Here is a 12744-nt window from a genome sequence, read left to right as displayed (position 1 = left end):
ATGGTTTGTTTTGCAACACGATAAAAGGGATTTTTCTGAAACGGAAAAGTCCCTTTTGTATTTTTACTTGCCATTTTGGTCTAATATGGAGTATAATTACTTCAAATAAGTTAAGCTTTTTAATTATAAAAAAGATGAAAAAAGAAACACAAAAAAAAGTACTAGAATTATGTTTTTTTTCTTTTCTACTTTTAGGCGGTCTGTCTTTTTCTTTTTCGGCAAGCGCAGCGACGCAAATTTATCGTTCGGTCGGACCAGCCAATACTACCAATCTAAACACAACGCACGAAACAGTGACAATTTCCGGCACAACGGCAACTTTTTCTGATGCGATGCCGAATAATGTTGGAGTAGGTGATGTTTTGCAATATGATATTTCCGGAACAGTCTATTTGGCTTTTATCACTGGTCGAACTTCCAGCTCCGTTTTTTCCGTTCAGTCTTCGACTGGCGGGGCTCCGCATAGCGCCAGCGCTACGCAGGTTGTTAGTGTTTATCGTGCCTATACATCACTTGTTGATGCTGAAGCAGGAATTGAAAGTTTAGCTTTTGATTCGACGGTGGCTAACTTTGATGACTGGACGGCTGGAGGTGATGCTACTGCCAATGATCTGGGTAATGATTTGGTGGCGGGCGATCTGCAATGGAACATTGCTTGTTATGGTGACGCAGAAGATGATGTTAGCGCTGGAGTCGTGATGGTTGGTGGTTGGACGACAGATGATACTCGTTTCATTAAAATATTTACACCTAACCTGACGACGCAAGTAGGCACAAGTCAGCGGCACGCAGGAGTCTGGGGTGAGACGGGTAAATATACGCTAGCAGTTCATTCTGTTGATGGGGATAATCAGAGTGACCCGCCGATCAATATTGGCGGTCCAAATGTCTGGCTGGATGGTTTGCAAATTTTGGATGATAATATGGGAACTGGGAATACGATTGGTGTTTCCCTGGCCAACATTTCCGGACTGACCAGGATAAGTAATTGCATCATAAAAGCACCAGCGGAAGGCTGGACCAGCTATGGCATCATGGCTACGGGAACTGAGACGGGAACGTATAAGGTTTGGAATAATATTATTTCCGGCTTCAGTGAAGGCGGAATTTATCTGATTGGTGAGTCCAATACGCTCTATGCCTACAACAACACCGTTTATGGCGCCTTTGCAACTCTGGGTGGCGAGGATGTTTGTTTTCAAGTCGATTTGGGCACTATTGTGGCTAAAAATAATATTGCGCAAAACTGTGGCATCGGTTATGGTGGTACCGGATCGTTTGATTTAGCGTCGGAGTATAATATAAGCGATTTGGATGATACTCCGGGCAGCCATAATATTGATTCACAAACATTAACTTTCACAGATTTGACCACGGATGCAGAAGACTTTCATCTGGATGACACTGACACCGCAGCGATTGATGCCGGATCGAATTTGGCTAGTGATGCTCATTTGAGTTTTTCAGTTGATATTGACGGCGATACGCGCACCGTTCCTTGGGATATTGGAGCGGATGAAAGTCCTTTCTCCACAGAGCTTGGTGATGAGATTGCGCCAGCCGGACCTTCCGGTTTGGCGGTAAACTAGAAATTATAAATATTTAAAATTTTTTATGTCCAAAAAAATTCTCGTAACCGGCGGAGCCGGATTTATTGGTTCGCATCTTTGTCGCAAACTGTTGGCGGAAGGAAATGAAGTCTTGTGCGTGGACAACTTTTTCACCGGCAATAAAAATAATATTTTGGATCTTTTGGAAAACAAAAAATTCGAGTTTCTGCGCCACGATGTGACTTTTCCGCTCTACGTCGAAGTTGATCAGATCTATAACCTCGCTTGTCCGGCCTCGCCAATTCACTATCAGTTTGATCCGGTGCAGACGACCAAAACATCTGTCCACGGCGCAATCAATATGCTAGGCCTCGCCAAGCGGACAAAAGCGCGGATTTTGCAAGCGTCCACTTCCGAAGTCTATGGCGACCCAGAGGTGCATCCGCAAGTGGAAAGTTATTGGGGGCGGGTCAATCCGATCGGGATCCGTTCTTGCTATGATGAAGGCAAGCGTTGCGCTGAGACTCTCTTTTTCGACTATTACCGCCAGCACAATTTGCCGATCCGCGTCATTCGCATTTTCAACACCTATGGACCGAATATGCACCCGCACGATGGCCGGGTGGTTTCCAATTTCATCGTCCAAGCTTTGAAAAATGAAGACATCACGATTTATGGCGACGGCTCACAGACGCGCAGTTTTCAATATGTCGATGATTTGATTTCCGGCATGGTGAAAATGATGAACAACGAGCAGGGTTTTGTCGGCCCGGTGAATATTGGCAATCCGATCGAGTTTACCATTAAGGAATTGGCGGAAAAAGTGATTGCGATGATTCCGGAAAGCAAAAGCAAGATTATTTTCAAACCTTTACCCCAAGATGATCCGCGCCAGCGAAAACCGGACATTTCTCTTGCCAAAAAAGAACTAGATTGGGAGCCGACGGTGCAATTGGAAGCCGGTCTGCAAAAAACGATTGAATATTTCAAGAGTATTGAATTGTAGAAAAAGTTTTTAATATAAAGTGCGTAATAAAAATTAAAATGAAAAACTCCCCGGCAAATGTTTTGACGGAGGAAGTTTTGCAAAAAAAAGTATGTTTTCTGATCCAACATTTGACTTGAAGTTGAGCCTAGGCCTTTTGGGTTTGTCTGTGCTTGTTGCGCTGATAATTTTGGCGACGACTAAAAAGAAATTTTTAGCGTTGGTCGTTTTTTCAGTTTTAGGAAATTTGAGCTTCTTGTTGAACATTGGTTCAATGATGTTTGATTTTTATGATGTGAAATGGTTGGGATATTTTGCTCTTTTAATTTGGCCAATAATCAATATATATTTAATAATTAAATATTTCTCACAAAAATGAAGAGGGTACGAGTAATAAGTATTTTTTTATTGACTTTAATTTTAAGCTTAGCACCAATTTCGCCATTTCAGGTAGCGTTTTTTGGGAAAGAAAATATCGGATTGAAAAAATATGACGTTAGAGACTTTGTTAGAGGAGAGGAGGAGAGTCCGGATGATATCAAGGGTTATGTGGAATGGACATCGGACAAATTCATCGAAGGAACAGTGTCTGTTGAGGCTGGGGCAACGCTTGTGATTAAAGGTGGCGTGAAAGTGACATTTGACAGAAGATCTTCTTTAAACGTGGCGGGAAAATTATTCGTGAAGGGAACACAAAAAAACCCTGTTATCTTTCAGAAAACGGAAGAGACTAATCCTAGATTCGCTTATTCAATAAATATCGAAGATGGCGGAGAAGCGAGTATTATGAATGCTGATATTAGTGGTGGAGGAAGCTATACGCCACAGATGTTTTTTAATCCATTTGTTAGTACTGTTTATGCCGACAGTCCAACTGGGGCAATTATGGCTTGGTATGGCTCAAGGTTAAGAATTTCCGGAAGTCGTATCCATGATAACAATCTGGGTATAATGGCTAGTCTGGAAAAAGGAGAAGATGTGAAAGTTAATCGAACATTTTTTTCTTACAATGCCACCGGAGACGTGTTTTGTTCCAAGGGTGAAGATGGAGTAATGGCAGATTTTCGCTACAATTGGTGGGGAAAAAGTACTGGTCCGGAAAAAGTGCTTGACCTTGGCGATGGTGAATTCCAGGCAATCAATGAAAATATTGACTGCTCCTATCATCTCACGGAGGAAAAATATCAAGATCCAGTGCTGCTTATTCCTGGAATTTTGGGTTCACAAAAAAAAAGATGGCGAATGGCGAATGGATCTGATTTTGCATACTTATGATAATCTCTACAAGGAGTTTGTGGATAATGGGTATGTCCCAGATAGGGATTTATTTGAGTTGCCTTATGAGTGGCGCGATAGCAATATTGAAAATGCAAAACTTCTGGCGCAAAAAATCCAAGACATTACAACGCAAAATAATTGGCCAAAAGTGGACATCGTGGCGCATTCAATGGGAGGACTACTGGCTCGCGAATATGTAGAATCAGATTATTATGCTGATGATATTGATCAACTAGTTACGCTTGGAACACCACAGAACGGGGCGCCGGGGGCATATTTGAAATGGGATGGAGATGGCTGGTTTTGGGATTTGTCGGATATGTATACGAAACATATATTGACACAAGAAGCGCAGGAAGCAAGAAATCCTGAGTATGCCGATCTTTTTGACTATATCCATCAAAGACCAATCGCTTCACTGCAAGAATTGTTACCAGTGTATAATTATTTGCAAGATGTTGAGAATGACGACGTCTATAAAATTTACCCATTAGACTATCCTGAGAATATTTTTTTAGAAAACTTGAACAGTGCAGAGAAAAAAGGCAAATTAAATTATATCGAATTTGATAAAATAGTTGGAAAAGCTGGAAGTGATGAGGGCACAATAGTTGGATTCAAAGTTATTGACGCTCCAGAAATGGGCAAGTATTGGGATCATGGTTACCCTCTTGGTTTTGAGATTCCACTTATTGGAGATAGAGGATTAACAAAGGGCATTGGAGACGGAACCGTTCCACTCGAATCAGCCAAAAGTGAAAATATACCTAGTGATGAATATGTCGAAATTAATGCTGCGCATGTTGATCTTCCAACAAAAGCGCAAAAAGACATACTCGAATTGCTTACCGGAGTTAGGCCAACTGGAGAAAATGATGATTCATTAATTAAAAATCTTTTAATTGTTTCTGTGTATTCTCCCATCGACGTTCAAATCATCGCGCCAGATGGGTTGCATTGGGCAGGGAAAAAGATCCGACCGCTTGAAGACATAAATCAGATCAAAGGAGCATATTATACGGGCTACAATGGAATTGAAAATGAATTTATCACTATTCCTGATCCGGTGTCAACCGGAGAATATCAAATCATCACCGAAGGGACGGGAAATGGCGGTGATTACCGCGTGGAGGTAGCCAAGATTTCGGAGCGTAGCGACGGGGTGGCGGAAGAATCAACTGCAAAAATTTTTGGCACGGCTGTGGCAGGGGAGACGGAGGAAAAAACAGTTGAAATTAAAGAGGGAAAACTGATTGATGAAAATAGTGACAGGGAAGCGCCGACAGTTGAAATTCAGAATCCAAAAGAAAATAAAAAATATCCCAACGATCGGGTGCTTAAAATTGAGTACTCACTTAGCGATAATCAATCTCAAGCGGACAAAATTACGGCGGAAATTTTTTGGGATAATGCAATTTTGGCAAAAAACGAAATTGATCTGCGTTTGCAAAAACCAGGAACGCACGGTTTGAAAATCGTGGCGAAAGATGACGCGGGGAACGTCGGAACAGCGGAACGTTCGGTGGAAGTTGTGACCGATGCGGGAGCGATACTAAAAAATATTGATTACTATTTTGCGCAAAAACTGATCAAAACTCAAACAGAGAAAAAGTTTCTTTCCGCCCATCTCCTGAGTCTCAAGATTTCCCAAGAGCTCCTTTTGGGGATTGAAAACTGCGCTTATGCGCTCAATAGTAAACTGCGTTTAGCACTGATTTCGGGACTGGAGAGACAAATCAGTTTGGAGATCGCGCTTTTGGAAAAGCACCTCGAAACTGCCACTGCCAAAATAGTCACTCCGGAAGGGAAGGAGTTGCTTTTGGCGAATCTCGCGTATTTGAAAAAATAAGCACGGAGAGTTTCGCAATTTTGTTTGGTGGGTGTATAATATGGAAGTAAGCAGGGTGAGTGCGTAAACCTCAAAAAATGGCTAATTTGATAAAATACAGTTTCATCATTCCGGTTAAAGTTGTCAACGACTATATTCGCGAATCAGTGCCGAAGATTCTGGAGATTTCGCGAGATGACTACGAAATTATTATTTATCCGGACGAAGGTCTGGAAACGGCAGAAGCTTGGCCAAAAACCAGGCAGATTGGCAGTGGTCGCGGTCCGGCCGTGAAAAGAAATTTGGCCGTGCGCGATGCGCAGGGTGAATTTTTAGTTTTTATCGACGATGATGCTTATCCGCGTAAAGACATTTTGAATATCTTAGATCAAGATTTTTCCGATGAAAGTATCGCTGCTGTCGGCGGTCCGGCGATCACTCCCGGATCGGACAGTTTTTTGCAAAAAGTTTCCGGAGCGGTCTTTCTCAGTCAACTTTCTGGCGGCTTTCCTGAGCGCTATGTTCCAGTGGGAGAAAAACATCTAGTTTCTGACTGGCCGACTGTCAATCTGACCGTGCGTAAGAGCGCCTTTCTCAAGGCAGGCGGTTTTGATTGTAATTTTTGGCCAGGGGAAGACACAAAATTTTGTCTGGATGTGATTGATAAACTCAAGGAAAATAACAAGATTCTTTATGATCCAGCGGTGATCGTTTGGCATCATCGGCGCGAGGGGCTCTTGCGACACTTGAAACAGATAGGAGGATATGGGATTCATCGCGGATTTTTTGCCAAAAAATATCCCAAAACTTCCTTCAAATTCCGCTATTTCATCCCCAGTGCTTTTTTTCTGTTTGTTTTTATCGGACTGATTCTTGGCCATTTTTTTGTTTTTTTTGAAATTCTCTATCTTTTGGGCTGGATCATGTATAGCCTGGCGATGCTCATTGTCCTTTTTGATATCACGCGTCGTCAAAAAAATTTACCGATAGCGCTCTATGCTCTGATGTATGTTTTTCTTACACATCTAGTCTACGGAGCAAGATTTTTGCAAGGTTTTCTTTTCACGCGAGAGCTTAAAAGCAAGATGCGTTAGTAAGTGTTTTTAGAGCCTTGGAGAAAATAGCATTTTGGTTTATTATAGAAAATGAAACCTAGAAGTCGTTTTTTTAATTTATAACTTGATCAAAGCGGATTCGTATATTCGCCTGTCTGCGCTCCGTCGGCCATAGTTTTTGGCGGTGAGCCACCGGCAGGTAGGTACGGACTCGTATTTCGTAGAGACCTCATGAAAATCGCTATTTCTTATCCGCCCTTGAAATCAGGAAAGGGCGTTGCTTGTCTTGGTCAAAATCGTCAGTTTCAGTGGTTTAGCACCCCAACCTTTATCTATCCCGTCATTCCCGCTTATGCGGCGTCTCTTCTCAAAAAGAACGGCTATGACGTTTTTTGGGACGAGGGCATTGCGGAAGGTTTGGATTATGAAGCTTGGGAAAAAAGAATAGTTGCTGAGGCGCCGGATCTGATTGCCCTTGAGACAAAAACACCAGTGGTGAAAATGCATTGGGAGATCATTGCCAAGCTCAAAACCAAATTGCCTAAGGCGAAAATAGTCCTGATGGGCGATCATGTGACGGCTTTTCCGGAAGAGTCTCTGCGCGAGTCGCTGGTTGATTTTGTGCTGGTGAGCGGGGATTATGATTTTATGCTTTTGAATCTGGCGAATCATTTAAAAAATGGCGAGATATTAGAAGGGGGATTTTGGTTTCGCGACGGCGCGCAAAAAATTGTTAATTCCGGACCAGCCGATCTATCCAAGCACAACCTCAATGATTTGCCACTCATCGATCGTGAGCTGACGAAATGGAAACTGTATGCCTACAAAAATGGCAATTTCAAGTATACTCCTGGCGCATACCTCATGAGCGGGCGGGATTGTTGGTGGGGGCGCTGTACTTTCTGTTCTTGGACGACGCTTTTTCCGGGCAAGAGTTTTCGCACGATGTCAGCGCAAAAAGCGCTGGCTGAAGTGGAAAATTTGATCAAACTGGGTGTGCGGGAAATTATGGAAGATTCCGGTTCGCTTCCCATCGGGCAATGGCTGGAAGATTTTTGCAACGGGATGATTGAGCGAGGGTACAATAAAAAAATTACGATGAGTTGCAATATGCGCATCACAGGAATTCGCGATCCAAAAATTTGGGCTATGATGAAAAAAGCCGGCTTTCGCTTCATTCTTTTCGGACTGGAATCGGCCAATCAAGAAACGCTGGATCGGATCGACAAAAATCTCAAAGTGGAAGAAATTGAGCCGGGACTCAGGCTGTGCAAAGAGGCCGGACTAGAACCGCATATCACAGCCATGATCGGTTATCCTTGGGAAACGAAAGAGATGGCCGAGCGCACAATTGCACTCGCCAAAAAATTATTCAAAGAAGGTTATGTCGACACCTTGCAGGGCACGATCGTCATTCCCTACCCAGGCACGCCGCTCCACAAATATTGCGCCGAAAATGATTTATTGCGCACGCTAGACTATGCCCACTATGACCAGCGGGAAATGGTGATGAAAGCGCAGATCAGCTCCCTTGAAGCAAAAGATCTGGTGCAGGGGCTGTATAAGTCATTTGCCAGCCCGCAATTTATCTGGCGGAAATTAATATCCATTCGCAATTGGGGTGATTTGAAATTTCTCTTTGTAGCCGGCTGGAAATGGCTGGGAAAGATGATTGATTTTTCCAAAACGAAAAAAGAAAATTGCTAGATATGGAAAATAATTTGCCGACAATTAGTGTCTATATGGCGACGCTCAACGCGCAGTTGACGCTGGATGAATGTTTGCGTCGCCTATTTGAGCAGGACTATCCCAAAGATAGGCTCGAGTTTTTGGTTGGCGATGGCGGATCGACTGACGCAACAGTGGAGATTGTTAAAAAGTATGGCGGAAAAGTTTTTCCTAATCCTTTGAAAACTGCCGAGTCTGGGAAAGCGGTGGCCTTGCGCGAGGCGAAAAATGAACTGGCACTGACGTTGGATTCGGATAATTTTTTGCCTGACACCGGGTGGCTGAAAAAAATGGTGGCACCTTTCGCGGACCAAGAAATTATGCTATCTGAACCGATCAGCTATACTTGGCGTCGTGAAGGCGGTTACATTGAACGTTACTGCGCGCTAATTGGAATGAACGACCCCGTCTGCCTATTTTTAGGCAATTATGATCGTTGGAACTATCTGACCCAAAAATGGACGGCGGTGCCACACGAGGAAATTGATTGCGGTGATTATCTCAAAATTAAATTAACCAAGGCTGGTATCCCGACTGTCGGCGCGAACGGCACAATTTTTCGCACCGCTTTTTTGCAAAAAATCAACACCGGGAAATATCTGTTTGACATCGACGTGATTGCCAAGGAAATCGCCGAGTGCGGTGCGATTCAAATTGCCAAAGTCAAAGTTGGCATCATCCACACTTTTTGCGAAGCGGATTTTGGCAAATTCATCAGGAAGCAAAAAAGACGGATTAAGGATTACACCTTTCACAAAAAAAACAAGTCACGCGTGTTTGATTGGAGCAAATTTGAAATTGGCGGAGAATCATCGCTGGGACTTTTGCGATTTTTGCTCTATACGGTTTTGATTTTTCCCTTGTTTGGGCAAGCGCTGATTGGTTACTCAAGAAAAAAAGACAGGGCTTGGTTTTTTCACCTTCCGGCTTGCTGGGTGACACTCATCGTTTATGCTTGGGGCAAATTTGTGGGAATATTCAATCAGGCGGAGATGAGTCGGGAGAATTGGAAGCAATAAATATGGATTAAATCGGAATAAAAAACAGATAATGCTGGTTGCTATTTTGCAAAAAATTTTTAATGAAACGGTATTTTCAGTCGCCAGAATGCGTGCGGCTTTTTGGGGTCTCTTTTGCAAGAAAATCGGGAAAAGAGTTTTTATCGCAAAGGGTTGCTATCTGATGAGTCCGGCGGGAATTGAGCTGGGAAATTGTGTTACAATTAATCGTAATTCCACGATATCCGGTCAGGGGGGGCTGAAAATTGGCAACAATGTGATGATTGCTTCGAATTGTAGCATCTTAACTTCCCATCACAAATTTGAAAAAAAAGAAGTTCCTATGATGTTTCAAGGAGAAAAGAGAGGGTCGGTTGTAATTGAGGATGATGTGTGGCTAGGCGTGAATGTGGTTGTGTCGCCTGGCGTGACCATCGGAACGGGTGCGATTGTGGGTGCTAACGCAGTTGTGACGAAAAATGTTGAGCCATACTCAATTGTCGCAGGAGTGCCGGCACGCTTTATAAGAAACAGATTTGATTAAGCCAATCATAAACAAGATGGATTTATCTATCATTATAACAACTAGAAATAGGAAAAGCGAATTATTGAGCTGTATTAAATCGATCAATGCTTCCCAGCATGATATTGGGACATGGGAAATCATCGTAGTTGATGATAATTCAAATGATGGCACTGAGAAATTCGAACTTGCGGATCTGGAAGTTGCCAATGGAAAAATTATCCACAATAGTGTTCAGCAAATGACAGCGAGAGCGAGAAATATGGGGTATGAGAAATCATCCGGCAGATTTATCTTGTTCATTGATGATGACAATATTTTGGATCGTGAGATGATTCGGGTGCTTTTTGATTTTGCTTTAACGAATAGTGTATATGGAATAGTGGGTCCGACGATGTATTATCTTAAGACAAAACAGAAATATTTGGATTTTCAAAAAATTAATCTATTTACCGGAAAAACATCCGGTATGATTGACGAAACAAATCATGCCGTTTGTGAGAGTGATGGCGTTCCAAATGCTTTTCTTATCAAGAGAGAGGTCTTTGAGAATTGTGGTCTTTTTGACGAAGAGTTGATTCAAACCTTTGCCGAGTCAGATTTTGCTTTTAGGGCGGGAAGATATGGCTATAAATGCGGAATGTTAAAAAAAGCAAAAATATATCACAATGTTACTCTGGCAGATAATAAAACCGCGCGCGCCCTAGGAGGCAAGTTCAAGCAAAAAGCGTATTGTCTCATGAGAAACAGAACTGTGATTATTGTTAGACATGGCAATTTGTTTCAAAAAACCGGTTATTTGTTATTTTTTTCTTGGGTTTGGCCATTGATTTATTCGTTGTTTATGCTAAGAGAAAAACGATTTGATTTGGTGGGGTTATACTGGGACGGTTTTTTTGATGGAATAAGGTATTTTTTTACCGGAAGGCTGGTGAATTCATTAAAAAAATAGATGTGTGGAATTTTAGGACAACTAAATAGAAGCACTCCGGTAAATCGAGAGTTGTTTTTGGAAATGCTTGAAACGCTCAAAAAAAGAGGCCCCGACCAATCGGGTGATTTTTTTATTAATAATCTTGCCTTAGGGCAAAGACGGCTTTCCATCATCGATCTTTCGCAGGCAGGAAGACAACCGATGTTTAATGAAGATGGAAGTGTCGCTATAATTTTCAATGGCGAAATCTATAATTACCAAACTATCAAAAAAGAATTAGGAACAAGTTACCAATGGAAAAGCAAATCGGACACGGAAATTTTGATTCATGGCTATGAGGAATTTGGGCAAAAAATTGTGGAAAAAATTGAGGGGATGTTTGCGTTTGCTATTTATGATCGGAAAAATAATCTCTTGACACTAGCGCGCGATCATTTCGGCAAAAAACCGTTGTATTACTATTTAGACGAAGAAATTTTTTGCTTCGCATCTGAGCTAAAGGCCATCATTAAAAATCCCGAAATTAAACAAAAATTAAAGATCGACGAGTTGTCTTTGGCAAAATATCTGTTTTATGGTTACATTCCTTCGCCTAATAGTATTTTAGATAAAATAAAAAAACTGGAACCGGCAACTACTTTTCAGTTTGATCTGAAAAAATGGAAAATAATTAATAAGTACGATTTTTGGAAGCTGGAAGAAATTAAAATAAATAATAATTATTCAGAAAACGAGGTACTGGCCAAAACAGAGGATTTGATCAAAAAATCAGTCGAAAAAAGACTAATGTCAGATGTGCCACTTGGCGTTTTTCTAAGCGGGGGAGTGGATAGCAGTCTAATCACGAAATATCTTTCCGATTTTTCTCCGCAAGTGAATTCTTTCACGGTGTGCTACAAAAATTCCAAGGAAGCGGACGAATCGGAGTATGCTCAGCGGGTGGCGTCAAAACTTGGCATAAACTATAATCTTTGCTACTTTGAAGACCAGCTCGTGCGGGAAAATTTTTTGGAAATTTTGGATTATTTGGACGAGCCAATGGCAGACGCGGCAATTATTCCACTCTATTTTGTTTCCAAATTTGCCAAAGATAAAATCACAGTAGTTTTAAGTGGCGACGGCGGAGATGAGCTTTTTGGGGGGTATTCAAAATACAAAGCGCAAGAGTTTATTGAAAATAATCGCTATTTGAGTTTTTTGGCGAGTATCGGAAAAAAAATAACCCCTAAAAATAATCCTTATCACAAATTACTTGACAGTTTTGGGTTAGATTTTTCCCAAAGGCAGTTTATTTTTGGCAGTGGCAGTTTTCTGCCGGAAGAAGCGGAAAAATTATTGAAAAAACCGATAAGCTTGAAGTCAATTTTTGCAGAAGCGCGAAAATATGAAAATACTTTTGGACAAAAAGACGCAATCAATAAAAGCTTATTTCTTGATTGCAAAATTCAATTGCCTGATTGGTATCTTGTGAAAGGAGATCGGGCGACAATGGCGACAGCGCTTGAGATGCGCAATCCACTTTTGGATAAGGATTTGGCGGAATTTGCTTTTTCGCTTTCGGGAAATTGGAAAATCAGAAACGGCGAGCAAAAGTATGTTTTAAAGAAATTGGCGAGCAAATATTTCGACAAAGACCTGATCTATAGGAAAAAAAGCGGTTTTGGTGTACCATTGGACAAGTGGATTCGAAACGAATTGAAAGATTTATTTCAGGAGTATTTATTTCACGATAACGGATTTTTTGATCTGGAATATGTGAAATTGATGCACACCGAACATATGAACGGCAAAGCCGATCATCGCTTTAAGCTTTTGCGAGTGTTTAATTTTAATTATTGGCATAAGAAGTATTTTTTAGGCTAAAT

Annotated in this window: 11 protein-coding genes; all 11 read left to right on the top strand. The window is 41.6% G+C overall.

Annotation, left to right across the window (positions count from 1 at the left end; genetic code table 11):
- Positions 1-134: 134 nt before the first annotated feature.
- The 11 genes from WC848_03815 (at position 135) to asnB (ending at position 12742) form a co-directional block, all read left to right on the top strand.
- The gene (locus WC848_03815; protein MFA5961780.1) at positions 135-1589 is read left to right on the top strand and encodes a hypothetical protein; all 1455 of its coding nucleotides are present in this window, start codon (positions 135-137) and stop codon (positions 1587-1589) included.
- Positions 1590-1614: 25 nt separating this feature from the next.
- A complete protein-coding gene (locus WC848_03810) occupies positions 1615-2556 on the top strand; it encodes a UDP-glucuronic acid decarboxylase family protein (protein ID MFA5961779.1) in 942 nt (313 codons plus the stop codon).
- 91 nt (positions 2557-2647) lie between these two features.
- The gene (locus WC848_03805; GenBank protein MFA5961778.1) at positions 2648-2914 is read left to right on the top strand and encodes a hypothetical protein; all 267 of its coding nucleotides are present in this window, start codon (positions 2648-2650) and stop codon (positions 2912-2914) included.
- Positions 2911-3810, top strand: a complete 900-nt coding sequence (locus WC848_03800; GenBank protein MFA5961777.1) for a hypothetical protein — start codon at positions 2911-2913, stop codon at positions 3808-3810. Before WC848_03805 ends, WC848_03800 begins: the two co-directional genes overlap by 4 nt.
- Positions 3785-5662, top strand: coding sequence for a hypothetical protein (locus WC848_03795; protein MFA5961776.1), 1878 nt, complete (start codon positions 3785-3787; stop codon positions 5660-5662). The genes WC848_03800 and WC848_03795 overlap by 26 nt, the downstream gene beginning before the upstream one ends.
- A 77-nt stretch (positions 5663-5739) precedes the next feature.
- Positions 5740-6735: a glycosyltransferase gene (locus WC848_03790; protein MFA5961775.1), complete on the top strand. Its 996-nt coding sequence runs from the start codon at positions 5740-5742 to the stop codon at positions 6733-6735.
- Between the two features lie 192 nt (positions 6736-6927).
- A complete protein-coding gene (locus tag WC848_03785) occupies positions 6928-8403 on the top strand; it encodes a radical SAM protein (GenBank protein MFA5961774.1) in 1476 nt (491 codons plus the stop codon).
- A gap of 2 nt (positions 8404-8405) precedes the next feature.
- Positions 8406-9443, top strand: a complete 1038-nt coding sequence (locus WC848_03780) for a glycosyltransferase family 2 protein (protein MFA5961773.1) — start codon at positions 8406-8408, stop codon at positions 9441-9443.
- A gap of 31 nt (positions 9444-9474) precedes the next feature.
- The gene (locus tag WC848_03775) at positions 9475-9966 is read left to right on the top strand and encodes an acyltransferase (protein MFA5961772.1); all 492 of its coding nucleotides are present in this window, start codon (positions 9475-9477) and stop codon (positions 9964-9966) included.
- Positions 9967-9982: 16 nt separating this feature from the next.
- A complete protein-coding gene (locus WC848_03770) occupies positions 9983-10897 on the top strand; it encodes a glycosyltransferase family 2 protein (GenBank protein MFA5961771.1) in 915 nt (304 codons plus the stop codon).
- The gene (gene asnB / locus WC848_03765; GenBank protein ID MFA5961770.1) at positions 10898-12742 is read left to right on the top strand and encodes an asparagine synthase (glutamine-hydrolyzing); all 1845 of its coding nucleotides are present in this window, start codon (positions 10898-10900) and stop codon (positions 12740-12742) included.
- The last annotated feature ends 2 nt before the right edge of the window (positions 12743-12744 follow it).

It is taken from the genome of Parcubacteria group bacterium (genome assembly GCA_041659505.1).
Lineage (GTDB): Bacteria > Patescibacteriota > Minisyncoccia > Moranbacterales > UBA2206 > UBA9630.
The sequence above is the reverse complement of the archived record's forward strand: the minus strand, read 5'-3'. Positions and strand labels throughout refer to the sequence as shown.